We start from the raw sequence: 23,262 nt of genomic DNA, 5'->3' as shown, positions 1-23,262 counted from the left end.
AAAAAGCAGAATTTTCTGCTTTTTTCCCCTTGAAGGGGGAGGTTTTAAACCCTGAATGAAACAATTATCAAGTGTCAATTATCAATTGTCAATTGTCAATTGTCAATTATCAATTATCAATTGATAACTTAAACTCCCCAACCTGATGTTACAGGACGCTTTGCTAAAACTTGTTTATAAAGTTCTGCTAAGGAACTGATATTATCACTCAGGGTATAGCGTTCTAAAACTCGCTTCCTTGCTTTTTGCCCCAACATGGTTGTTAACTCTGGATGATCTTGGAATAGTGGTAAAAGGGTTTTGAGTTGCGATCGCACAGTTTTGGAATTAATTACTACCCCAGCACCTTTTTCCAATACCTCCCCATCTGCACCGACATCAGTAGCTAAACAAGCTAAACCACAAGACATTGCTTCTAATAAAGACAGGGATAAACCCTCTACCAAAGAAGGTAAAATAAATACATCTGATCCCCGTAAAATTTCTATACGGCGTTCTTCATTAGCGACAAAACCTAACCAGATAATGCCATATTCTGAGCCATAAAATGGTTCTAAAGATGATTTCAATGGACCATCACCCACTATTAAAAGCTTGCTACCAGCAGCCATATCTGACTGTTTCCAAGCTCGTAATAAGGATTCTACATTTTTTTCCGGTGCAAGACGGCCTTGATAAACAAACAAACGTTCAGCATTAAATTCTTGTTTGATATGGGAAACCCCAGGAGAATATTTAACAGTATCAACACCGTTAGGAATAACAGCAATTTTTTCTTCCCTGACTCCCATTTTCGCTAATAATTCTCTTTGAATTTGGGAAAATACAATTACCCGATCATAATTATCTAAAAAAGGTGCGTATAGCTGATAAGCTAAAAGTTGCGTACCAGAAATTAATTTTGCTCCTTTACCAGCAAAGGGAGTGTGAAAAGTAGCAATCAGGGGTAAATTTAATTCTTTGCAAATTTCTGGTAAAACAAAGTCCAGAGTGGATAAAGTTAAGGAAGCATGAACTATTTCTGGTTTTATTTCCCGCAATGCGTCTTTTAAGACCTTAGTGGCATTAAAAGCGGGAAGGGTGTAAACCTGGGATCTATAAATAAAAGGTAGGGGAACTTCTTTAAAATTTGGCCAGTTATCTGGTTCAGAGTCTTCTTGAGCAAAGTGAAGAAAACTTACTTCATGTCCCCTATCTAATAATCCATTTGTAATTTCCCGACTGTAGGTGACATTACCGCAAAAGGGTGATTTTTTTCCAATCCAGGCTATACGCATTCTTTAATTAGCTGTTGATAAAATCGGTTTGAAATAATTGGGGTTTTATACTTAGCTGTTTTTATCCCGTGATACTTGCTGCTTTTTGTGCATCAATACATTAATGCCATATATTTATTAAATATCCCAGCTATCAGCCAAGTCAAATAGCAAATTTATGGCTTTATTTGTATGGCTTTATTTGTGGTGTTTTTAAGGTGGGAATTAATCAAATTGATCACCAATTAATTAGGATCAGGTTTCATTAATCCTCAGCAAGTATGTCCTGAATTTTCGCTGGATTAAGTTTAGCACGAAAACCAGTGATTTTATTAACTTTTTGATGATTGACTAACTGATAACTAGGTACGGGAATTATACCAGGTGAAGATACCTCCGAAAAAGACGATCACAGCCAAGGACAAAAAGACTGCTTTTAAGCCAATGAAAGTTTCCGCTACACCTGCTAAGGCTAAAGGTAGAGTCAGGGCAATATTAACCACATTATTTTGCAGTCCAAACACTTTACCGCGCATTTCTGGGGGTGTTTCGGTTTGGATAGCGGTTTGCATGGGAATACCGACCAAAGCGCCAAACACACCTAATAAAGTTATGAAAAGCAGCACTAGCCATAGCTGGGTTGTGAAGAGTGAAAGACCAACTAAAGATACAGCCATACCCAGACAACCCCAGAGGCTAAGTTGTCGATAGGAAAAACGTTGACCAAATTGGCCGAGAATTGTCGCGCCTCCTGCAATACCAACACCACCCGCTGCAAGTAAAAAACCGAATTGGGAAGCTTTTAAATTAGGGATAATTTCTGCCATGCGAACAGCGAGAACGGTTAAAGCTGCAAACACAGAAAATAGGATAGTTAATTGCAAAAGAGCATTGCGGACACGGTGATTTTCTTTGAGGTAACGTAAACCGTCGCGCAGGTCTTCAAAAACGTGAGGAAATTCTGTTTCTGGGGGGTGAGGTTTTTCGTGAGTTTTCAGGAGTAATAAAATCATGCCAGCGATCGCATAACTACCACCAACTAAAATTTCTTTACCTAGTCCCCCACTACCGCCAAATTTTGCCCAAATACTATCAGCTAAAACTAACACTGGTTCGCCCACAGCAAAACCAACAATTACCGATGCCATCATCGTTGTTGTGTACAGGGAATTAGCAGAAAGTAAATGTTGTTCTTCCACCACTAAAGGAATAGCTGCTTGTTCTGCTGGTGCGAAAAACTGTGTTAATGTGGAAACCAAAAAAGTCACCAGTAAGATCATTAAAAAACCCACTGGCAAAACTCCCACTGGTTGCCAATCATGGGTTAACCACAGTAAAAAAGGAATTACTAAAACAAGGATACCGCGCCAAATATTTGATGCTACCAATACAGCTTTTTTTGACCAGCGATCCACAAACACACCAGCTACTGAACCAAACAAAACTGCGGGAATGGTAAAGATCATCATTAACGCTGACACCCAAGCACTGATACTTTGACCACCTTGTTGAAACTCACTGTTAATCAAAGCAATCATCAATACTAGATATACTTTATCAGCCAGTTGACAAAAAACTTGTCCTCCCCACAGTGCTAGGAAATTCGGGTTTTTTAATACAGGAAAAAATCCCTTTTCTTCCACATCACTTGATGCTGAATTTCCACCTGAACCAGAACCGTTTAATGGTAATGTTTCTGTTTCTAGGGGTGATGTTACTTGTAAACTTTTTTCCGTAGTATTAATCTTAGTATTAACCTTACCATTTTCACCATTACTTGTTACTGAAATTGGTGAATCTATATCTGATGGTTGAGGTATATTCACATTAAGTTCTGATGTCAAATTTTTCTCATCAGCAACTTCTTTGAGAGACATTTCTGGGCTATGAATTTTGCCAGAATTTAGGGGTGAAACAGAACTTAAATGATTAGGTCTTGAAGATTCTGATACCCTATTCTTGTTGTTAGCTTGGCTAGGTGATAAAGGCTGAATTTTTCGATCCAAATCAGACGATTGCATCATGGTTGGCGGCAAAATAAGAATCTATCAATGTGGCAGAGCGAATAGGGCGACCAAGGTGATACTGGGTGTATTGGCGCAAAATCTGCTCAACAGATAACCAGCCATCATCTGCGGCTGCATCTATTTGCATTATCCCTGGTTCGGACAAATATTGGAGCATACCCAATTCTTTTGCACCCAGACGACGGGAAATTTTTGGTAGGTCTTGGTGATGGAAAACTGTTTGATAACCAGGTTTGGGGGCATTATTGGCCGATGGAGAAATTTCTTGTTCCTGTTTTTTTTCTTCCTGTTTTTGCCATTCCCTTTGTTTTCTTAACTGTTCCCACGCTTGTAAGCAAACTGTTCCCCCCGCAGCAATGCTAAAACCTGCTTGCCAGTTGGGGTTGGTCAGGTCTGGAATTAGGGGACGCTGTGTTAAACAACAAAATTGCACTTGTGGGGTTAATCCTGCTAAAGCCAAGAGGTGAAATACTCCTTGTGCCAAATGTGCTACTACATCTAGTCCTTGACTTTTGGGTAAAGCTTCTAAACGCTGGAGATGTTCGTTAAGTACCTCATAAAGTTCTTCTTGGGGATGTTCGCTTAAAGCTTGACACAGAACTATTTCCGCTAAATATTGACTAGCAGCTAATTTTCCCAAGTCTTTGGTTAGACCTGGATAAGTTTTGATAGTTTCGGCTTGAGTAATTCTATTGAGGGTTGATGTAGCTGGTTGTGATGATTGCCCTTGGGAAATGAGCAGTTGATTAACTACAAACATTCCACTTCTCCCACCCAGACTGGAATTATGTTTTCGGGAACCAGGAGCGATCGCCCGAATCAAACCAAATTCCTTGGTTAAAATTGTCACTATTTTATCTGACTCTCCTAATGCCTGGGTTTTCAGATTAATACCAGTTGCTTGATATGTTTTAGTCATTGGTAATTGGTAATTGGTAATTGGTAATTGGTAATTGGGTTATTAACCTACCCATCACCACCTCACCACCCTTGCTTTCTGTCACCTGTCACCTGTCACCTCTCATCTGTCACCTCTTCTTGGCGATCGCGTTGACGCAGTAACTCTATACCGCGAGATGTACCTAATCTGGTAGCACCAGCCATAATTAAATCTAAAGCGTCGTTATGGGTGCGAATCCCTCCTGATGCTTTAATTCCCACCCTGTCCCGTGCTATTTCTTTTAATAGGCGTACATCGGCTACAGTTGCTCCTCCATTCCAACCTGTACTGGTTTTTAAGAATGCTGCACCCGCATCCATCGCTATATCGGCTGCAAGTTTTTTTTCTGCATCCGTGAGTAAACTGGTTTCTAAAATTACCTTTACAGGTTTTCCAGTTTCTTCACAAATTGTAGCAATTTCCCGGTGTACTTCCTCGCTTTTACCAGCTTTCAACCAACCTAAGTTAATCACCAAATCTAACTCTGTTGCACCATTTTCCACTGCTTCTTGCGCTTCATATAACTTCACGGCTGAAGTCGTGCTACCAGTAGGAAAACCAATCACAGTACAAACTTGGGGGTTTTTGTTGTGCAGCAGTTGGGCAGCTTGTTTGACATAACAGGGATGGATACAAACCGCTGCAAAATTAAATCTATATGCTTCTTCACACCATTTTTCAACCTGCTCTGGGGTAGTAGTTGGTAATAGCAGGGAGTGATCGATAAATGGCGCAATATCAATGTTGGGGTAGTCTGCTGCCATTGTTAAGTCTGCCAGTTAGGGATTATTAATCTTTATGAAAATTTAAGATGTTTCTTCTCTATTAAATCATATTTGGAGAATTCAGGAGTCAGGAGAGTAAGAATTTTTGTGTTTCACGCAAAGGCGCAAAGATGCAAAGGAAGCAAAGGAAGAAAAGAATAATTTTCAGGGAATAGTTTTCTCAGATTATTTATCTTCAAAAAGATAGTCGGTTTTAACCGACTTTTGCTATTAGACAGGGAATTTATTCCCTGGCTATTTTTTTGCTATCAGACAGGGAATTTATTCCCTGAATATTTGTTTTAATACTTTTTAATACAAAAAAAATCAAGTATACTTTGAGCTAATGCTTTTGCTGCTAAATAAGGAACACCATTACCCACGGTTTTAAACATATTCGTAAGTGACATATTTTCTGGAAGTGAAAAATTAGCGGGTAAAGATTGAATAGCTAAAGCTTCAGCTACAGAAATACGTCGCACTTTGTAAGGATGTAAATGTACTTCATTATTTCCATAACAAGCTGTAGGAGAATAACGCCATCGGTGCAAACGTTTAAATGACTTTTTTGAATCATCCCCTTCAGCAATAGTTAAAAATTTAGTGATACCTGCTCGTGGTTGAAAATAATGTTTTGAATTAGGATGATTAAGCACATTATTTTTTAAAAACCAATATTCAACAGTTAATTCTTGAGGAATATTATCAGGACAATAGGTGATAGAATTTTCTTTAAAGGGTTCATTGTTAATCCAAGGATATGCAAACACTTGATTTTGAGGATATAAAATATATTCTTCCCAAGGAAAGGTAAAATTATCAATTTCCATATAATTGAGCAGATTATTTTTAAAACCTATTAAAATAATTCTGTCTCTATCTTGAGGTACACCATATTCAATCGCATTAATTAACCGTTCTGTTAAAATATAACCTGCTTCTTGTAATTTAATTTTCAAAGATTCATAAAATAAACGATGTTTTTTAGTTCTCCATAAACCCTTAACATTTTCAAATAAAAAGAAATCAGGTAAGTTTTGACAAATCAACTCAATATAAGATTCCGATAATTTCCCATTATCTCCCAAATGTCCTTTATTTTTACCACCGACAGAAAAATCAGGACAAGGTGGACCACCAATAAAGCCTATTATATGATTTGATTTACGGGAATCTTTGACTAATTCATTTAATTTTTGTGCTTGTGTTCCTTCTGTTAATTTACTTACGTCTGCTGTTTCACCTTCATGATATCCATATTCAGGAGATGGGAGTTTAAGCATTTCCCTTGAATAGCGATAAGCAGACATGAAAGGGGGGAAGATTTCGTTAACATAGGCGATTTTATAACCTGTATTTTCAAATCCTAAATCGAGGAAACCTGAACCGGAGAAGAAGGAGAAGATAGTGGGAATTTTACTCATGAAAACAACCCTAAGTTTTTTTGATAAGCGTAAATAAAAACATAAATAGTTTTTTATTCACATCTTCTAATTATCCCACAATCTGCCAGGGAATGAATTAAGAGTCTCATAGATCAAGTCTACTAAAGTAGACTACAGATTGCTTTTCAGTCCACTTTAGTGGATTTTGGCTATTAGCCTACGATTTCAATCGTAGGCGGGTTAGTTGGAAAATGCAAAATTTAACTCTTTGCGTCTTTGCGCCTTTGCGTGAGATGATTCAACTATACTAAAATTGGTGGATTACTAAAATATAATCATGTACGAAGAATTTATAGATTTTGAAGGTATTTTCAATCTCGCACTGCAACATACCGAAGAATTAGTAAATCTGGGGATTGATATTAGTGATCCTTCTGGTGTGACAGAACTTGAATGGATAGCAAATAAATATCCAGAAATTGCGGAACGTTGTAATGAAGCTTTGCTAGAACTCATTAAAAAGCAAGCTAATACTACTCCTCCTGCTTTAGTTAGTGCTGGATATTCAGATCAGGATTTACCTAGTTTTTGATTAATTAGCGCCTTAAAAAAGTTTTACTCACAACAATAAATCATTCAGAAAAATTAGTGAACCCATATTGCAATGCTGCAAAACGTTTCACTATTTTATCAAAAGTTTCATCCCATTCTTGATCATCTAAAGTTTTAGGTATACATTCAGAAATATATTTATCTTGAAATTTCTGCAATTTCTTGTCTGACAATAATATATTTTTCGTACAAACGTTTAGCTGTTTCTTTGAGTCTTGTATCTGGATTTAAAGACAATTCTGCATGAATAAGTAACGGATCTGCTACAGGTTCAGATGAGTTATATTTAGGTTGATTTTTATTACCATTAATTAATATTTGCATCAACTGTATCTAAAGTGATGGATGCTTTAATTTCAACTAAATATTTAACTTGGTTATGAGGCGTATATATTGTTAACAACCCATCCGCTAAAGTGTTTTCTAAGAAAGGTTCTATAGTTGTTGTTGTCTCTATTTGAGGTAATTCTTCCAACTTTTGTATACATTTTTGTAACCAAGGATGTTTAGGTTGCATAGGATATTACAAGTATTCTTGAATTAAAATGTTTTATAATCTCAATTATAACAACCAGGGGTAAAAAAATGCTGAAAATCCAAAGAATATTCATGACTTTGATATTAATCGCACTACAACTAATATACCCAATCACTAAATTATTCACCGAAGTCAAATATTTTTTCCAAAAACGTAAAACATTAAAAAAACATCAAGAAATTATCACTTGGGTAAAGACTCAAAACCTCCCCTTAGATACCAGCGCAGATTTTAAATTACCTACTCGTTTACTTGGTATTACTCATAATGACTTAGTTCAAGTGCTGCATTCTGCTGATGATAAATACTATGTAGCAATCATAATTAATCATAGCTTAAATATCATAGGTACAACATACACAGCTAGAGGTTTATTTGTTTGTGATTCACCTTTAAACAACAAATATTTAACCAAAATTCCTGGTGTTTGTCACAAGATAAATATTTTAGGAGAATATCAAAACCCTTATCCAGTCGCTTGGGCGTTTGCCAATCTTGAGGTTGAACACAAATATAATGATTATTTATTTGCTGTTTATCGTCAGCTTTAAGGAATTTGTGAATTGATAAATCAGGTATTTAGGAGAGTTTAACCAAAAAATATAATTACTTGATAGGTACAAAAAAATCATACCTATTAAGTATTATTTTCAATCATTAATTTGCTTTTTCAGCTAATGCTTCTAAATGAAAAGCAAGGTTATTGAGTGCAAATTGAATTTCCATACTGTAAGCTAAACTTTTCCATCTGGGGGTGGTTGCATGATCTAATGCTGTTGTGTCTAGGTATCTTGCAAAAACAACGAGTTTTTCTGAGTCTGTTTTTGCTGTAGCTAAATTATCCAAAAATTCTTGAGGTGTCATAAATTTACTAATAGTGTCAACATCTGAGAAAATCACAGATATTATCATAAACCGTAAAAAAAAATAAATATGTTCAAAATCGCATGAAATTTGAGTGCTTTAAAAAATATTTTGACTTCTGACTTCTGACTGCTAAATTCTGACAATAAAACCCGCTTTTTATTTGGGAATAACTCCACTGCAAGCGGGTTTGTAATTTCTGTGTACAAAATTATCCCAATACTTCAACTGGTTTTGTTTCTGGTAATAACCGTTTCACACCTTGTTTCACAAATGCTTCCAAAACAGCAATTTTTTGATTTTGCTGGAATACATTTTGCAAAACTTGGCGTAATTTTTCCAGGTTTAAACCAGTTCCTGTTTCTAATGCTATTTCTTGCTGTTCAAAATATTCAACCAAACTTAAACCAGCAACTTTGGTTAAATAAGCAGCACTCACACCTTCAACTACTCCCCCTGCAACGAAGGTGACAGCATTAGTTTTAAGAATACCTGTTACTGCTCTAGTAGATAATTCTACTAATCCTAATTTCAACATTAAGCTTCCCATAGTGACAGCTACTTGTTGCGCCTGTTCTAAGGAAATTTTTTGTTGATAAATATTACCTAAGTCCATTACCATTTGCGCGTTAATGGCCGCAGTTGCTAATATGTCTAATGCGGGAACTGGGTTAGCAAAAGCAGCAGCAGCAGCTATCCACTGATTTTGTTCTATGATGGGTGTTGAGCGATCGCGTCTGATGCTATTTAAACAATTTTTCGCTTCCGCTTTGAGTAACAGCACTTTCCGCATTGTTGTTGTACAAACTAACTGCTGTTTTTGTTGTGTTAAAACTTCAACTAATTTTTCTGTTAATTCTTGAATGTTTGGTGTTGGTTGTTCCATCCATTCTTGCACAGAACCATCAGTTTCATGTTTTCTCACTTTTACAGGTAAGGGTGAAGCGGAAGTTGCAACTACATTACCAGAAACTCTTTGTTTCAAGGATTGCAAAATTGTCGGGCGTTCATCTACTATATACTGGTCTTGTTTATTAAAAACCAGCAATACTGATTGTTTTACAGCTTTTAATTGTTGCAAAACTTGAAATTCTGAATCTGTTAAATCTCCATTGGTAAGAAATAAAACAAAATCAGATTTTTGCAGTTCTGATAATGTAACTGCATCAGAAGTTTCATTCATTCCTGTAAATAAAGGTGCTGTTTCTACAAAATGTAGAGAGTTTGTAGATAAAGTTTCTACATTTTTGAGAGTTTGAATAATTGTACTTTTACCTACAGACTTACCACCTGTCACAGCAATTTGAATTTCTCGTCTATCCAACTCTAAAAGTAATTGTTCCAGTTGTTCACGTAAAGTTGTTAAGCTGGGATGGTTGACTGCTTCTTGTGCGAGTTGGTTGATGATAGCTTGGGTTTTATTGACTGCATTTTCTACAGATGACCTATCTATAACCATATTATCTAGCTGTTCACCAATCTGAGGGCGGTTTTTCTGCAACAACCACAAACCCCCACCAACTGCTAAAGCACTCAACAGGCCAAACTCTCCTACCTGTACTATTGAATCATGCCAGGTGTCTAACATCCACAGGGAAAAGGACAAACCTAGTCCTCCCACTAATATTGGTTTATGTAACTTCACAATTCTGGTTCTCCGCGCTTTTGATGGTGTCATCTCCAGAATATATCAAAACCTGCTGATTCAAGTTAGACAAATGAACAAATTTAACTATAAAATACAATTAAGGATTGTCTGAATCAATATTCTCTTATTTATAGTTTGAGGTGAATACAGATGACACAGGAATTAATTGACCTCAGAAATAGCATTTTAGCAGGACGTTACACAGATGCTCTGGCAATTGTTGATGAATTAGAGGGAATGAGTAAACAAGCAATTATACGTAATATCCAGGCTTTTTTAAAAATTCTGTTGATTCATTTAATTAAAAATCAAATTGAGCAGAGATTAACAAATTCTTGGGCTGCTTCTATTCGTAATTCATTGATAGAAATCAAAAAAATCAATCTAAAAGATAATAAAAAATCTCATTATATCAATGAAGATGAATGGCAAAGTTACCTCGAAGATGAACTGACACCAGCAATAGCGGATGCTAGTTTAGAGGTTTTGAACGGTACTTTAAAACGAAAACAAATTTCCCAAATGTTAAATAAACCACAGTTGATATTAAATGCAACTGAGTTATTAGGAATGACATATAGGTATACCAATAGGGAATTACCTGATGTTGTGGATGATTATTTTGCTCAGTTACCAGGGGGCGAAGATTGGTTCAATAGCTAAAATTATCAAAAATAGTAAAATATTATCAATTCAAAACAGGCAAGATGCCTGTTCCACAAAAAAATTAATCTGACTTTTTCCCTATTTGACGTTGCAATTGTTTGAAAGTTTGATATATCTCTGGAAGACGGTTATAAATAGCAGATACTTTCAGGTATAATTTGTGTGGTACGGCAGGAGTACCAGAGACGATTTCTCCTGGTGCAACATTGTTATGAATACCTGTTTGAGCAGAGGCGATCGCCCCATCTCCAATTGTTACTTGGTTTGCTATTCCGCTTTGTCCGGCTAAAATGACTCGGTTTCCTACTTTTACACCTCCGGCCATCCCCGCTTGTCCAGCTATAGCACAACCTGAGCCGATTTGGCAACCGTGACCGATTTGTACTAAGTTGTCAATTTTAGTATTTTTGCCAATGCGGGTTTCACCGACTGCGGGACGATCAACTGCACTGTTACAACCTATTTCTACCCCATCTTCTAAAACTGTATAACCAGATTGTTCCATTTTTAACCAACCTGTGCGAGTGGGAACAAAACCAAAACCTTCTGCACCGATGACAGCACCGCTATGAATTACGCATTCTGCACCGATTTGGGTACGTTCATGGATGGTACAGTTAGCGTGTAAGGTGGTGCGATCGCCAATTTTGGCATCAGGATAAATCACGACGTTGGGGTGAATAATTACACCATTGCCAATTTCTGCACCTGGAGAAATGACAACATGAGCGCCAATATAAACATCATTACCGATTTTGGCGGTAGGGTCAATAACGGCACTGGGATGAATTTCTGGGGTAGGTTGATAAGGTTGATAAAAAAGAGCGATCGCTTGAGCAAACAATAACCGGGGTTCGGGAGTTGCTAACCAAGCAATACCCCTTTCTGTAGCTTGAGTGTGTAATTTTTCATCCAGGGGTAAAATTAAGGCACTAGCATCAGTAGAATTAACTAAAGAGGCAAATTTAGCCCCTTCCACATAAGTAATAGTACCGTTTGTCGCTTCATCTATAGCTGCAACTCCGGTAATTTCTGGGTTTACTTCCGGGTTAGGGGTGAGACTGTGAGCTTGAATAGTGTCGTTTAATTTACTAACAATTTCGCTGAATAACATGATTTAATTTTGAGTATCTGAGGTTTCTGATCATCATCATGCCTTAATTCTGATCTTGTTTGGTGACAGTTAGGAATTACTCGTTTGAGTCATTGACTGTCCAGCTAAATATGCAGTTGTCCAAGCACTTTGGAAGTTAAAACCGCCAGTTATACCATCAATATCCAATATTTCCCCAGCAAAGTATAAACCCGGAACTAGCTTACTTTCCATTGTTTTAAAGTTAACCTCCTTGATGTTGACACCCCCACAGGTGACAAATTCTTCTTTGAAAACTCCTTTACCACTAATTAAGTATTCTCCCTGAGATATTTCTTGAACTAACTGATTTAAGGTTTTGTTAGATATTTCTGCCCAGCGGTCTTCAGTAGTAATACTTATACGGCTAATTAGATATTGCCACAGTCGATGGGGTAAGTCAACACCACGATGGAGAGCGATCGCTTTTTTGCCCCATTCCTGTTTTACCGCTAAAAGCCTTTGTCTCACTTCCTCTTGTGGCAAGTTGGGCAACCAATTAATGTATAATTTGCATTGATAGCGGTTTTCATGGAGTATTCTTGCACCCCAAGCGGAAAGTTTCAGTACCGCAGGTCCACTGACACCCCAATGAGTGATTAATAAAGGTCCTGTTTGTTGTAAAGGTTTTTGATCTGCAATTGATAAACGCAAACTTACAGGATTAACGCTAATTCCTGCCAATGCTCGTAATTTTGGATCAGCAATGTTAAAAGTAAATAAAGAGGGAACAGGGGTTTCGATGTGATGACCTAACTCTCTAGCGATTTTATAACCTATTAAACTGCTACCTGTAGCTAAAATTAGGCGATCTGCTTGCAGCAGCGCTTCGCTATCGCAATATTTCGTTTCTCCCGACTTGAAAATAACTTCAAAACCCTCATTTTGGCGTTTTACAGAAATTACAGGCTTACCAATACTCAGTTTTAGCCCAGCATTAAAAGCAGCTTTAATCAAACATTCTACAATGGTTTCCGAACGATCTGTAATGGGAAACATCCGTCCATCAGCTTCAGTTTTCAAATTTACACCATGAGCCGCAAACCAAGCTACGGTGTCAAGAGGTTGGAAACGAGTAAAAGCACCCCGCAAAGCTTTACCACCTCTAGGGTAATTTTGCACCAACTCTTCAGGAGAAAAACAAGCGTGAGTGACGTTGCACCTTCCCCCACCAGAAATGAGAACTTTAGCCAGGGGTTTACGACTGGCTTCAATTAAAGTAACTTGGGCTTGGGGGTTAGCTTCAGCACAGGCGATCGCACCAAAAAAACCCGCCGCCCCACCACCAATAACTACAATTTGCAAGGGTAACAACTTTAAAAATCTTTCAATAATCTTACTTTACTCTTCAAAAAGTGTAAAATCCTCTTTTGCAGCACCGCAAACAGGACAAAACCAGTCTTCTGGGATATCTTCAAAAACTGTTCCTGGTTCTATCCCACCATCAGGATCACCAACTTCAGGATCATAGATATAGCCACAGACAGTACATATATATTTTTGCATGGATTTTGCGCCCTAAAACTAATTAGTTCAGCTTTCCACTATTCCATAGTATTCCATATATTTATATTTTGATATCAATCTATATGTACTTGCTTATTGCCGAGGACGGATCTTAAAAACGCCATAATCTGCGTTGAAAATAACTGAAAATGCCTAACCCCAACGCCCCAAACAACAATAACCAAATCACACCACCAGGAATAAAAGTGAGAATACCCAAACCTCTGAGTATCCATAAGGCTATTCCCATACCAAGAAGGATACCTAAAATTTGAGTTAATTTGCGATTTAATGAAGATTGATTCACTGGATTTTCCTTGCAATTTCAGCAAAACTTACAGTTTAACTTAAAATTATATCATGTCCACTTGTTGCAGGTTCATATCTATTTGGGCAGGAAATAGAAAATGGGAAAGACGGAAAAAATGATACTGTCAGTCATTTCTGCCAAACAGGTAGATTTAAATACAGGGTGTAAGAGTTTGTAGATAGAATCAACTTCCATAAAATTATATCCAGAAAATCAACAAAATGAACTGTAATTAAAATTGAGTGGGTTTAAATCCTGAAATTTCTTGGTTGAAACTTTCAAACTCTGGTTTTTTAGAAGATTTAAATTTTTGATTCAGTTTTTGGTTAATAAATATTGTTTGAGGGGTAGAGAAAAACACTATGTCTGTATCTGATATCTCATCAACTATTCAAAGTTCTAAAGGGTTAGATATGTTGTGGAGTCAAGACAAACAAAAGTCACTGATCCAAGGTGAAATTTTGCTACAAACAAGATCGCATACTCTCTGGGGTGGTGCTGTCACAGCTTGGATGTACTTACCCTTAGTTCGCTCCGACGTTTGGCAGCAGATTACAGATTATCCCCGTTGGGTGCAATATTTCCCTGATGTCACAAAAAGCGAGATCATAACCAAAGGTGATGTCAAGCGCCTATATCAAACAGCACAAAAAGCATTTTTATTTTTCAATGCCCAAGTAGAAATTTATCTCAGCGTTGTTGAAGTCTTAGGACAGCAAATACAATTTCGCATGGAAAAAGGGACATTTGAAGATTTCCATGCCAACTTAGAACTTAAAGACATGGGAAATGGAACTTTGTTAGCCTATACAGTGCAAGCAACGCCGAATATTCCCATCCCCTCAATTTTTATTCAACAAGCAATGAACTTGGAATTACCAGAAAATATGCGGAAAATGCGACAAGTGCTGATGTTAAGTCAATAACAGTAATGTCACAGGCAAAAGCTATTTTGGAATTTTGGTTGTTGGGGACTGGTGACTAGGGACTGGGGAAGAAACTGGGGAGCAGAGGAAATTATTTGTATTTTCCCAATCACCAATCACCAATCACCTATTTACGACTTACTCTGCAATATAAAACCTAGACAAAGCTAGACTTTACTTTCTACTTCAACGGGAGCATGGGAGCGGTTATCCCTCTGTAGACTTTCACGCTGTAGCCCAACGCGATTGTGTTCCAATTAAGTTTCTGAAAAAGACTACCACCATCATTGCTTGGTTTTCGCGTCGGCAATAGTCTCAATTCAATACTTGATATCACCGTATTATATATCAAGTAGTTGATTTTTTCCGGAAAATATATTGATTTTTGTCAATATAAGTAGGGTTTTGTCTATGAAATTGTCAACTTAGGACAAGCTCACAGGTTCAGTTGCAAACCAAAAGTCCTCTAATTCTTCTTCGGTAAAAATATAGCCAAAAGTAGCAGCGAAATTAACTATTTTTTTTGTTTCCCAGTGAGAATTATCAAAAACTCCGGGTTGACGGCAATTTTTATAATATAATTCATATACACCAGGTTCTAAATTCAACATTTCATAAAAACTTTCAACCTGTTCTAAAGACATAGATTACACTCCTAGTATATGGTTTATTTTGATGATTTATAACTCAAAACCCCAACTTTTTGAAAAGTCGGGGAACTAATTTCTAGCCTTTAAAAGTTTTTAAAAACTAGGTTTTTCAATTTTTCTCCACAGTTTAATTATCAGTATTTAGTATTCAGAAGTCAGTAGGTTTTTAGCAGTGCTAAACCCGTACAAGAGTCAGAATATTTGATAACTTCGTATCTTATCAATTGGTGATTTTCGCATAACCTGTAAATCACGGACTGCTGAATACTGATAGCTAAATACTAACATTAAACTAACTGCTAAACACTTCCACTGGTAAACGACTAAAAGCTAGACGTTCATTTTGCACATCAACAAAAATTGTATCACCGTCATTAAATTCACCCCGCAAAATAGCTTTAGCAATTTGGGTTTCTAACTCTCTTTGAATGGCACGTTTTAATGGTCTCGCACCAAATACAGGATCATAACCAACTTCTGCTAAAAAGTCTAGTGCAGATCCAGCAAGTCGCAGGGACATTTTTTTATCAGTTAATCTTTGTCTGAGTCTATCTACTTGCAGTTGCACAATTTCCCGCAGTTCTGATTTTTGTAAACCGTGGAAGATGATAATTTCATCAATGCGGTTCAAGAACTCAGGACGGAAACTATTCCGCATTGTTTCCATAACTCGATGACGCATTTCATCATACCGTGAATCATCCCCAGCAACATCCAGAATATATTGAGAACCGATGTTACTAGTCATGATGATAATGGTATTTTTGAAGTCTACCGTTCTTCCTTGGGAGTCGGTAACGCGACCATCATCTAAAATTTGCAGGAAAATGTTAAATACATCGGGGTGCGCTTTTTCAATTTCGTCGAATAAAATTACTGCGTAAGGACGACGACGAATAGCTTCTGTTAATTGTCCACCTTCTTCATAACCAACATAACCTGGAGGCGCACCAATTAACCGAGAAACGGCGTGTTTCTCCATGTATTCTGACATATCAATTCTGACTAAAGCTTCTTCTGTATCAAACATATAAGCAGCTAAAGCTTTAGCTAATTCTGTTTTACCAACTCCCGTTGGTCCAAGGAAAATAAAACTAGCAATGGGGCGGTTAGGATCAGCAAGTCCAGCGCGAGAACGTTGAATAGCGTCAGCTACAGCAGTGACAGCTTCACTTTGTCCAATTACTCGCTGATGTAATTCATCTTCTAAATGCAGTAATTTTTCTTTTTCTGATTCCACTAATTTACTAATAGGAATACCTGTCCATTTAGAAATAATTTCGGCAATGTCCGCTTCGGTGACTTCTTCTCTTAATAATGATTTTCCTGTTCCTTGGGCGTTAGCTAGTTCCCTTTCTACGGTTTCTAATTGTCGGTGTAATTCTGTGAGTTTACCATATTTCAATTCAGCAGCACGGTTAAGATCATAGTTTCTTTCTGCTTGTTGAATTTCTAAGTTAACTCGATCAATTTCTTCTTTGATAGATTGAATTTTGGTGATAATATCTTTTTCTGATTGCCATTGGGCGCTGAGTGCGCGTTGTTCTTCTTTAAAGTCGGCAAGTTCTTTTTCTAGTCTTTCCAAACGTTCACGGGAAGCTAAATCACTTTCTTTTTGTAAGGACAATTTCTCCATTTCTAATTGGAGAATTTTCCGATCAATTTCGTCTAGTTCTTCTGGTTTGGATGTAATTTCCATCTTCAACCTAGCAGCAGCTTCATCTACCAAGTCAATAGCTTTATCTGGCAGGAAGCGATCGCTAATATATCTACTCGATAAAGTCGCAGCAGCAACTAAGGAACTATCGGAAATTTTTACCCCGTGATGCACTTCATACCGTTCTTTTAAACCCCGTAAAATTGAAATCGTATCTGCCACATCTGGCTGATCTACATAAACTTGTTGGAAGCGTCTTTCTAAAGCAGCATCTTTTTCTATATATTTACGATATTCATCTAAAGTTGTCGCCCCAATACAACGCAGTTCACCCCGTGCTAACATGGGTTTTAATAAGTTACCTGCATCCATCGCCCCTTGGGTTGCACCTGCACCGACAACGGTATGAATTTCATCTATAAATAATACAATATTTCCACCAGATTCGGTAACCTCTTTTAATACTGCTTTCAGTCTTTCTTCAAATTCACCTCTAAATTTTGCCCCGGCAATTAACGCCCCCATATCTAAAGCAATTAGTTTTCTATCTTTCAAAGATTGGGGAACGTCACCCGCAACTATTCGCTGTGCTAAACCTTCCGCAATGGCGGTTTTTCCAACTCCAGGTTCACCAATTAATACAGGATTATTTTTTGTTCTCCGAGAAAGAATTTGAATGGTTCTTCTAATTTCATCATCCCGACCAATTACCGGATCTAATTTTCCTTGACGTGCTGCTTCTGTTAAGTCACGTCCGTATTTTTCTAAAGATTGATATTTTCCTTCTGGACTTTGATCTGTCACTTTCTGACTCCCACGAATTTGTTTAATAGTATTCTTTAATTTGCCTTCGTCTAAACCAATTTCTTGCAGTAGACTTTTACCAAGTCTGTCATCTTTAGCATATCCTAATAATATATGTTCTACGGAAATATATTCATCTTTAAATTCTTGGCGATATTTTTCCGATCTGTCTAATAATGTATCTAAACTTTTACCCAAATATACAGATGTGCTACTTCCTGATACTTTGGGTTGACGGGAAATAAATTGTTCTGTGTAATCTCTGATTTTGGGGATGTTTGCACCGGCTTTAGTAAAAATAGCGTTAGCAAGTCCATCCTGCTCCAGCAGTGCTTTCATTAAATGTTCGCTTTCTAGTTGCTGCTGCTGGTATTGTTTAGCAATCTCTGGTGTTTGCGCGATCGCTTCCCAGGCTTTTTCTGTAAATTTGTTCGGATCAGTCGGTTGCATAGTTTTTTTGAAAATTCACTCTCATATCGTCATTGTAAAAATACCCTAGCCTTTTTCTGGATCGGTCTTCTCATCCTCATTATGTAGTATTATCCCAAGTCATCAGTTATTTAGTTTAAGCTGGTCATGAGTAATTGATAATTAATTAATTATTTACTGTCACCTGTCACCTATCACCTGTCACCTCAATAATATATAAGTTTTTTAAATCTCTGATCTGGAAAAAAAGTGTGCGATGTGGTTTATTGACAATAATCCCCCTTTATTCTCAATAATCTTGAGAATATATGTCAATTACTAACGAGTTTCCGTCGTTTCAGGATTGATATTGACACACAAGATTTTTGTGGTATGATATGTGTAAAATCCAAGGGTAAATTATAAGTTAAAAAATAAGTAAAACCTTGGTGAAAGTTTTTCTTTTTTGTCTAATTTTGCTTAATGCTTTTTGTTTCACGCAGAGGCGCAGAGTAGCAGAGAAGAGCGTCTATAAATACAAGTATGTGTTTACCATATTATTGGTATGATGTTTGGGTGTTCAATAAATTATATTAATTTTTTAATTTTTACCAATCACCAGTCCCCAATCACCAATTACCAATGCCCAAAAAACAAAAGTTTCCTCATTTACTGGGTTCTAAGTGGACAGCACAGCAAAAAGTTGATGGTTGGCGACATTTTCAGGTTGTTAACCGTAAAAATCAGGGTAAATGGGTCTATGCGGAAATGGTAGCTGCTTGTGATCCTAATGTGCGTTTTTGGATCAATGCCAAGTTATTACAGGATAACTCTCAATGGCACGCAGGCTGGCAATCTTTACAGGAAATTAATGATCTGGAAAAAATTAATAATTACACATGATTATACATAAAATTTAACTATGTCATGATTTGATTAACTTTTCTCAGATATTTGAATATTTAATATTAATTAACAACAATAATCGCAGATACTCAGAGATCAAAGATAGATGCAGATTACTTTTGTTTTCTTCCCGCCCCAAAAACCCTAAATTTATATCCTTTTATCTCCTCTCTCAAATCTCAAGTCTATTCTCCTGGTATGCACTGACGATAGTTATGCTCATCAGCAATAACATCTTATTTGCTGCTTAATAAACTTGAGCCATGATTGAATAATTCTATGGAAACCATTAATAAAATAGTATTTTATCTAATTTGTCTTTTGTAACTTTTTTTATATAAAAAGTTTAAAAATATGAATAAATGAGGTTTTTAAGATTTTTTCGAGATTTTAAAGTTTATTTAAGCTTTATATATAAAAATATCGTTGTAAGAAATCAATTATCTTTGATTTTCTGATTTTTAGACCCTTTGCTTTTCTAGGAATTTGCACAATAATGGCACTCACAGACCTCACACATCTAACTGGTTGAGTGCTGGGTAAAGGTACGAGCTAAGAAAAGAAACTATAAGAGGTAAGGAAAAATGAAATTAGCAGTGTATGGAAAAGGCGGTATCGGTAAATCTACAACCAGCTGTAATATATCCGTAGCCCTAGCTAAACGGGGTAAAAAAGTGCTGCAAATTGGTTGTGACCCCAAACACGACAGCACCTTTACCCTAACCGGGTTTTTGATTCCTACCATCATCGACACCCTGCAAGAGAAAGACTATCACTACGAAGATGTTTGGCCAGAGGATGTGATTTATAAAGGCTATGGTGGAGTTGACTGCGTGGAAGCCGGTGGACCGCCAGCAGGTGCGGGATGTGGCGGTTATGTGGTAGGTGAAACAGTCAAACTCTTAAAAGAACTTAACGCTTTTGATGAATATGACGTAATTTTATTTGACGTTCTCGGTGATGTGGTTTGTGGTGGTTTTGCAGCACCTTTGAACTATGCCGACTACTGTATGATCGTTACAGACAACGGTTTTGATGCCTTATTTGCTGCTAACCGCATCGCTGCTTCCGTCCGTGAAAAAGCCAGAACTCACCCCCTGAGACTAGCGGGGTTAATCGGTAATCGTACTGCTAAACGTGACTTAATTGATAAGTACGTAGAAGCCGTACCAATGCCAGTTTTAGAAGTATTACCTTTAATAGAAGATATTCGTGTTTCCCGTGTTAAAGGAAAAACACTTTTTGAAATGGCAGAATCAGATCCTTCCCTGAGATACGTTTGTGACTATTACCTTAGTGTAGCTGATCAGATATTAGCGCTTCCTGAAGGTGTTGTTCCTAACGATGCCCCTGATCGTGAACTTTTTTCACTTTTGTCAGATTTTTATTTAAATCCGGGTAAACCACAGGTAACAAATCCGGAAGAGGAATTAGACTTGATGATTGTATAAAACAATTTACCTCTTCAGGATGGGGGAGACTATGGCCTTCTTTGATAGTTTGACGGATTCAATCAAACAAAAGTGGTTACAGTTCTTTCAGGTCAACCGTGACTGGATTATTCTCCAAATGGCAGTGGAATCGGTTTATACACCCGATGGTGGGAAGCGCCCTTCCTCTTACCTGATTCTGGGGGTAGTCAATGCCCTGGAACCTAGATTAGCCCAGTTGATGTTTCCTTTTGCCAAATTAAATCCCGATGCTGATACTTTGATTGACCTGCTTGGGTTACATTTTGACCCAGATATTGTTCTTGGTAATCGTTTGAGTCCTACAAAAGAACCAGAAATGTACTCTCGTGCTTCCGAAACAGCTACAGAATACATTTCTGAACCCCAACCATCAGCAATTGCTGATTTTAGTGTTATTGATTTACATAATCATCAGTGGGAAGAAAAAGATTCACTAAAAACTGAGGATGGGTTTAATGCAGGTTATGTATCTGCTCAAAGTTTATCAGCGGAGTTTGAACCAGCATCGATTGTAGAAGGAGTGAGTGAATTTACTGAAATGTCCTTTGATTCAATCAGTTTGACAGAGGATAAAGAAGATCAGGATTTAGATAATTTCAATCTATCTAATGACAATGGATTTGATAATTTAAATCAAGAAAATGAAAGTGCATTTAGTGATGTGATTTCTGATGTCTGGGGAGATGATTCATCTCTAGAAAAGGGTGAAGAAAATAATAACCTTTTAGGTGAAGAATTACCATCTGAGGTTTTTGATGAGTCAGAAATGGCTCGTCTCTTCCCCAACAATTAAATCAGTGAATAGGTGACTGGGGACTGGGGACTGGGGACTGGGGAAGAAAATTTTAGATTTTAGATTTTAGATTGGAGATAACAAAAACAATCCAAAATCCAAAATCCAAAATCCAAAATAAAAAACTCCTGTCACCTGACTCCTGACTTGTAAGCATTAAAAATTAAGGGGAGAAGATTACAATGACTATCGTTACAGAAAATACCGCTTTAAATTTTGAATGTGAAACTGGTAATTATCATACTTTTTGCCCGATTAGTTGTGTGGCTTGGTTATATCAAAAAATTGAAGATAGTTTCTTTTTAGTAATTGGTACAAAAACTTGCGGTTATTTTCTGCAAAATGCGATGGGGGTGATGATTTTTGCTGAACCCCGTTATGCGATGGCTGAGTTAGAAGAAGGTGATATTTCGGCTCAGTTAAATGATTATCAAGAATTGAAAAGATTGTGTGAGCAAATTAAACGCGATCGCAATCCTAGTGTTATCGTTTGGATTGGTACTTGTACCACGGAAATTATTAAAATGGACTTGGAAGGTTTAGCCCCCAAGTTAGAAGCGGAAATTGGTATTCCTATTGTTGTTGCTCGCGCTAATGGTTTGGATTATGCTTTTACTCAGGGAGAAGATACGGTTTTAGCTGCAATGGCTAATCGTTGTCCTGATCAAGCACCGATTACAGAAACAGAAAAAAATGAACGGAATGCAATTCAAAAGTTATTACATTTTGGCAAGAAAAAGGAAGATGTTGTACAGGAAGAATCAGAATATGTAGATCATCCACCTTTGGTTTTATTCGGTTCTTTACCTGATCCAGTTGTTACTCAATTAACTTTAGAATTGAAGAAACAAGGAATTAAAGTTTCTGGTTGGCTACCTGCAAAAAGATTTACAGAATTACCTGTTTTAGAAGAAGGTTATTATGTTGCTGGTGTGAATCCTTTTTTAAGTCGTACTGCAACAACTTTAATGAGACGCAGAAAATGTAAATTAATAGGCGCACCATTTCCCATTGGTCCAGATGGAACTCGTGCATGGGTAGAAAAAATCTGTTCTGTTTTTGGCATTACACCCAAAGGTTTAGATGAAAGAGAAGCGCAGATTTGGGAAAATTTAGAAGATTACGTGAAATTAATTCGCGGTAAATCTGTGTTTTTCATGGGTGATAATTTGTTGGAAATTTCTTTAGCTCGGTTTTTGGTTCGTTGTGGAATGACTGTTCCAGAAATCGGTATTCCTTACATGGATAAACGCTATCAAGCTGCGGAGTTAGCTTTGTTAGAAAAGACTTGTCAGGAAATGAATGTTCCTTTACCAAGGATTGTGGAAAAACCGGATAATTATAATCAGGTGCAAAGAATTTATGAGTTAAAACCTGATTTGGTAATTACTGGTATGTCTCATGCAAATCCTTTAGAAGCGCGGGGTATTAATACTAAGTGGTCTGTGGAGTTTACGTTTGCACAGATTCATGGTTTTGGTAATGCGCGGGATATTTTGGAGTTGGTAACTCGTCCTTTAAGAAGGAATAATAATTTGAAGGATTTGGGTTGGGATAAGTTGGTAAGGGAGGAAGCTAAGGTTTAAAGTTTTGCGTGTTCTTTGGCAATTTTGGGGCGAATCTTTTGGGGTTTGTCCTTTTTTTTATTGAACCACGAAGGGACGAAGGGACGAAAGAAGAGAATATGCTATAATGTGATAATTCAAATTACAAGAAATACATGATCAGGTGATGTCATGCCGGAAATCTGCCGTTTTTTAGGAATTATTATTACTATGTATTATAATGATCATCCTCTACCACATTTTCATGTTCGTTATAATCAACAAAAGGCAATTATTGATATAGAAACATTATCAATTTTAGAAGGTAAACTGAGTCCTAGAGTTTTAGGTTTAGTAATTGAATGGGCAGCAATGCACAAATCAGAACTTTTAAAAAACTGGAACTTGGCTAGACAAAATAATTCTTTAGAAAAAATAGAACCATTGGAATAAA

The 23,262-nt window shown here is 37.0% G+C and carries 24 protein-coding genes; 9 read left to right on the top strand and 15 right to left on the bottom strand.

Going from position 1 to position 23,262, the window contains the following annotated elements; translation table 11 throughout:
- Positions 1-128: 128 nt before the first annotated feature.
- The 5 genes from K2F26_RS23135 to K2F26_RS23115 form a co-directional block, all read right to left on the bottom strand.
- Positions 129-1,277, bottom strand: a complete 1,149-nt coding sequence (locus tag K2F26_RS23135) for a glycosyltransferase family 4 protein (protein ID WP_220609658.1) — start codon at positions 1,275-1,277, stop codon at positions 129-131.
- 341 nt (positions 1,278-1,618) lie between these two features.
- A complete protein-coding gene (locus K2F26_RS23130) occupies positions 1,619-3,280 on the bottom strand; it encodes an MFS transporter (RefSeq protein ID WP_220609657.1) in 1,662 nt (553 codons plus the stop codon).
- On the bottom strand, positions 3,264-4,202 hold the full coding sequence (gene recO, locus K2F26_RS23125; RefSeq protein ID WP_220609656.1) for a DNA repair protein RecO: 939 nt from the start codon (positions 4,200-4,202) through the stop codon (positions 3,264-3,266). The genes K2F26_RS23130 and recO overlap by 17 nt, the downstream gene beginning before the upstream one ends.
- A 95-nt stretch (positions 4,203-4,297) precedes the next feature.
- Positions 4,298-4,987 carry a deoxyribose-phosphate aldolase gene (gene deoC / locus K2F26_RS23120; protein ID WP_220609655.1) on the bottom strand — a complete coding sequence of 230 codons (690 nt, stop codon included), beginning with the start codon at positions 4,985-4,987 and terminating at the stop codon, positions 4,298-4,300.
- A gap of 302 nt (positions 4,988-5,289) precedes the next feature.
- Positions 5,290-6,411 (bottom strand): DNA cytosine methyltransferase, encoded by a 1,122-nt coding sequence (locus K2F26_RS23115; RefSeq protein WP_220609654.1) that lies wholly within the window; start codon positions 6,409-6,411, stop codon positions 5,290-5,292.
- A 298-nt stretch (positions 6,412-6,709) separates the two neighbouring features.
- On the opposite strand from K2F26_RS23115, the gene K2F26_RS23110 reads away from it, so the two are divergent.
- Entirely contained in the window at positions 6,710-6,964 is a 255-nt protein-coding gene (locus K2F26_RS23110; protein WP_220609653.1) for a hypothetical protein, read from the top strand.
- A gap of 158 nt (positions 6,965-7,122) precedes the next feature.
- On the opposite strand, the gene K2F26_RS23105 is transcribed toward K2F26_RS23110, so the two are convergent.
- The gene (locus tag K2F26_RS23105) at positions 7,123-7,308 is read right to left on the bottom strand and encodes a type IV toxin-antitoxin system AbiEi family antitoxin (protein ID WP_220609652.1); all 186 of its coding nucleotides are present in this window, start codon (positions 7,306-7,308) and stop codon (positions 7,123-7,125) included.
- Positions 7,292-7,501 (bottom strand): hypothetical protein, encoded by a 210-nt coding sequence (locus tag K2F26_RS23100; protein WP_220609651.1) that lies wholly within the window; start codon positions 7,499-7,501, stop codon positions 7,292-7,294. Before K2F26_RS23100 ends, K2F26_RS23105 begins: the two co-directional genes overlap by 17 nt.
- Positions 7,502-7,593: 92 nt before the next feature.
- Between K2F26_RS23100 and K2F26_RS23095 the strand changes: the two genes are divergently transcribed.
- A complete protein-coding gene (locus K2F26_RS23095; RefSeq protein WP_246605466.1) occupies positions 7,594-8,073 on the top strand; it encodes a hypothetical protein in 480 nt (159 codons plus the stop codon).
- Between the two features lie 106 nt (positions 8,074-8,179).
- Here the strand turns inward: K2F26_RS23095 and K2F26_RS23090 are convergent, their stop codons facing one another.
- Both K2F26_RS23090 and K2F26_RS23085 read right to left on the bottom strand, forming a co-directional pair.
- On the bottom strand, positions 8,180-8,386 hold the full coding sequence (locus K2F26_RS23090; RefSeq protein ID WP_096572883.1) for a hypothetical protein: 207 nt from the start codon (positions 8,384-8,386) through the stop codon (positions 8,180-8,182).
- Positions 8,387-8,597: 211 nt separating this feature from the next.
- A complete protein-coding gene (locus K2F26_RS23085) occupies positions 8,598-10,064 on the bottom strand; it encodes a YcjF family protein (protein ID WP_246605465.1) in 1,467 nt (488 codons plus the stop codon).
- Between the two features lie 120 nt (positions 10,065-10,184).
- Between K2F26_RS23085 and K2F26_RS23080 the strand changes: the two genes are divergently transcribed.
- Positions 10,185-10,697, top strand: a complete 513-nt coding sequence (locus K2F26_RS23080; protein WP_220609649.1) for a DUF29 family protein — start codon at positions 10,185-10,187, stop codon at positions 10,695-10,697.
- Between the two features lie 64 nt (positions 10,698-10,761).
- Here the strand turns inward: K2F26_RS23080 and lpxD are convergent, their stop codons facing one another.
- The 4 genes from lpxD to K2F26_RS23060 all read right to left on the bottom strand — a co-directional run bounded on the left by lpxD (position 10,762) and on the right by K2F26_RS23060 (position 13,645).
- Positions 10,762-11,814, bottom strand: a complete 1,053-nt coding sequence (gene lpxD, locus K2F26_RS23075; protein ID WP_220609648.1) for a UDP-3-O-(3-hydroxymyristoyl)glucosamine N-acyltransferase — start codon at positions 11,812-11,814, stop codon at positions 10,762-10,764.
- A gap of 69 nt (positions 11,815-11,883) precedes the next feature.
- Positions 11,884-13,146 carry a BaiN/RdsA family NAD(P)/FAD-dependent oxidoreductase gene (locus K2F26_RS23070; RefSeq protein ID WP_220609647.1) on the bottom strand — a complete coding sequence of 421 codons (1,263 nt, stop codon included), beginning with the start codon at positions 13,144-13,146 and terminating at the stop codon, positions 11,884-11,886.
- Positions 13,147-13,173: 27 nt separating this feature from the next.
- Positions 13,174-13,338, bottom strand: coding sequence for a rubredoxin (rd, locus tag K2F26_RS23065; protein ID WP_194053785.1), 165 nt, complete (start codon positions 13,336-13,338; stop codon positions 13,174-13,176).
- 112 nt (positions 13,339-13,450) lie between these two features.
- Positions 13,451-13,645 (bottom strand): hypothetical protein, encoded by a 195-nt coding sequence (locus K2F26_RS23060; protein WP_096572303.1) that lies wholly within the window; start codon positions 13,643-13,645, stop codon positions 13,451-13,453.
- Positions 13,646-14,010: 365 nt separating this feature from the next.
- Here K2F26_RS23060 and K2F26_RS23055 point away from each other — a divergent pair, with 365 nt between their 5' ends.
- Entirely contained in the window at positions 14,011-14,574 is a 564-nt protein-coding gene (locus K2F26_RS23055; RefSeq protein WP_220609646.1) for an SRPBCC family protein, read from the top strand.
- 425 nt (positions 14,575-14,999) lie between these two features.
- Here the strand turns inward: K2F26_RS23055 and K2F26_RS23050 are convergent, their stop codons facing one another.
- Together K2F26_RS23050 and clpB are read right to left on the bottom strand one after the other, a co-directional pair.
- On the bottom strand, positions 15,000-15,218 hold the full coding sequence (locus K2F26_RS23050) for a hypothetical protein (RefSeq protein WP_194053783.1): 219 nt from the start codon (positions 15,216-15,218) through the stop codon (positions 15,000-15,002).
- Positions 15,219-15,516: 298 nt separating this feature from the next.
- A complete protein-coding gene (gene clpB / locus K2F26_RS23045) occupies positions 15,517-18,135 on the bottom strand; it encodes an ATP-dependent chaperone ClpB (RefSeq protein WP_220609645.1) in 2,619 nt (872 codons plus the stop codon).
- A gap of 600 nt (positions 18,136-18,735) precedes the next feature.
- Here clpB and K2F26_RS23040 point away from each other — a divergent pair.
- The 5 genes from K2F26_RS23040 (at position 18,736) to K2F26_RS23020 (ending at position 23,261) form a co-directional block, all read left to right on the top strand.
- Positions 18,736-18,996, top strand: a complete 261-nt coding sequence (locus K2F26_RS23040) for a TIGR02450 family Trp-rich protein (RefSeq protein ID WP_220609644.1) — start codon at positions 18,736-18,738, stop codon at positions 18,994-18,996.
- Between the two features lie 587 nt (positions 18,997-19,583).
- On the top strand, positions 19,584-20,450 hold the full coding sequence (gene bchL, locus K2F26_RS23035) for a ferredoxin:protochlorophyllide reductase (ATP-dependent) iron-sulfur ATP-binding protein (protein WP_220609643.1): 867 nt from the start codon (positions 19,584-19,586) through the stop codon (positions 20,448-20,450).
- 31 nt (positions 20,451-20,481) lie between these two features.
- Positions 20,482-21,264 (top strand): DUF5331 domain-containing protein, encoded by a 783-nt coding sequence (locus tag K2F26_RS23030; protein WP_220609642.1) that lies wholly within the window; start codon positions 20,482-20,484, stop codon positions 21,262-21,264.
- A gap of 182 nt (positions 21,265-21,446) precedes the next feature.
- Positions 21,447-22,850: a ferredoxin:protochlorophyllide reductase (ATP-dependent) subunit N gene (locus K2F26_RS23025; protein ID WP_220609641.1), complete on the top strand. Its 1,404-nt coding sequence runs from the start codon at positions 21,447-21,449 to the stop codon at positions 22,848-22,850.
- A 150-nt stretch (positions 22,851-23,000) separates the two neighbouring features.
- Positions 23,001-23,261, top strand: coding sequence for a DUF4160 domain-containing protein (locus K2F26_RS23020; protein ID WP_220609640.1), 261 nt, complete (start codon positions 23,001-23,003; stop codon positions 23,259-23,261).
- Position 23,262: the final 1 nt, after the last annotated feature.

The sequence above is a fragment of the Sphaerospermopsis torques-reginae ITEP-024 genome (assembly GCF_019598945.1).
In the GTDB taxonomy this organism is placed as follows: Bacteria; Cyanobacteriota; Cyanobacteriia; order Cyanobacteriales; family Nostocaceae; genus Sphaerospermopsis.
Note: the sequence above shows the minus strand (reverse complement) of the source record. Positions and strands in the feature narration are given on the sequence as shown.

Excerpts from the sequence above, each read along its gene's own strand:
- K2F26_RS23095 (WP_246605466.1), top strand. The coding sequence starts at position 7,594 with ATGACTTTGATATTAATCGCACTACAACTAATATACCCAATCACTAAA.
- deoC (WP_220609655.1), bottom strand. The coding sequence starts at position 4,987 with ATGGCAGCAGACTACCCCAACATTGATATTGCGCCATTTATCGATCAC.
- K2F26_RS23040 (WP_220609644.1), top strand. The coding sequence starts at position 18,736 with ATGCCCAAAAAACAAAAGTTTCCTCATTTACTGGGTTCTAAGTGGACA.
- K2F26_RS23020 (WP_220609640.1), top strand. The coding sequence starts at position 23,001 with ATGCCGGAAATCTGCCGTTTTTTAGGAATTATTATTACTATGTATTAT.
- K2F26_RS23100 (WP_220609651.1), bottom strand. The coding sequence starts at position 7,501 with ATGCAACCTAAACATCCTTGGTTACAAAAATGTATACAAAAGTTGGAA.
- lpxD (WP_220609648.1), bottom strand. The coding sequence starts at position 11,814 with ATGTTATTCAGCGAAATTGTTAGTAAATTAAACGACACTATTCAAGCT.
- K2F26_RS23105 (WP_220609652.1), bottom strand. The coding sequence starts at position 7,308 with ATGCAAATATTAATTAATGGTAATAAAAATCAACCTAAATATAACTCA.
- K2F26_RS23115 (WP_220609654.1), bottom strand. The coding sequence starts at position 6,411 with ATGAGTAAAATTCCCACTATCTTCTCCTTCTTCTCCGGTTCAGGTTTC.
- rd (WP_194053785.1), bottom strand. The coding sequence starts at position 13,338 with ATGCAAAAATATATATGTACTGTCTGTGGCTATATCTATGATCCTGAA.
- K2F26_RS23110 (WP_220609653.1), top strand. The coding sequence starts at position 6,710 with ATGTACGAAGAATTTATAGATTTTGAAGGTATTTTCAATCTCGCACTG.
- bchL (WP_220609643.1), top strand. The coding sequence starts at position 19,584 with ATGAAATTAGCAGTGTATGGAAAAGGCGGTATCGGTAAATCTACAACC.
- recO (WP_220609656.1), bottom strand. The coding sequence starts at position 4,202 with ATGACTAAAACATATCAAGCAACTGGTATTAATCTGAAAACCCAGGCA.
- K2F26_RS23085 (WP_246605465.1), bottom strand. The coding sequence starts at position 10,064 with ATGACACCATCAAAAGCGCGGAGAACCAGAATTGTGAAGTTACATAAA.
- K2F26_RS23050 (WP_194053783.1), bottom strand. The coding sequence starts at position 15,218 with ATGTCTTTAGAACAGGTTGAAAGTTTTTATGAAATGTTGAATTTAGAA.
- K2F26_RS23025 (WP_220609641.1), top strand. The coding sequence starts at position 21,447 with ATGACTATCGTTACAGAAAATACCGCTTTAAATTTTGAATGTGAAACT.
- K2F26_RS23030 (WP_220609642.1), top strand. The coding sequence starts at position 20,482 with ATGGCCTTCTTTGATAGTTTGACGGATTCAATCAAACAAAAGTGGTTA.
- K2F26_RS23135 (WP_220609658.1), bottom strand. The coding sequence starts at position 1,277 with ATGCGTATAGCCTGGATTGGAAAAAAATCACCCTTTTGCGGTAATGTC.
- K2F26_RS23130 (WP_220609657.1), bottom strand. The coding sequence starts at position 3,280 with ATGATGCAATCGTCTGATTTGGATCGAAAAATTCAGCCTTTATCACCT.
- K2F26_RS23090 (WP_096572883.1), bottom strand. The coding sequence starts at position 8,386 with ATGACACCTCAAGAATTTTTGGATAATTTAGCTACAGCAAAAACAGAC.
- K2F26_RS23055 (WP_220609646.1), top strand. The coding sequence starts at position 14,011 with ATGTCTGTATCTGATATCTCATCAACTATTCAAAGTTCTAAAGGGTTA.
- clpB (WP_220609645.1), bottom strand. The coding sequence starts at position 18,135 with ATGCAACCGACTGATCCGAACAAATTTACAGAAAAAGCCTGGGAAGCG.
- K2F26_RS23080 (WP_220609649.1), top strand. The coding sequence starts at position 10,185 with ATGACACAGGAATTAATTGACCTCAGAAATAGCATTTTAGCAGGACGT.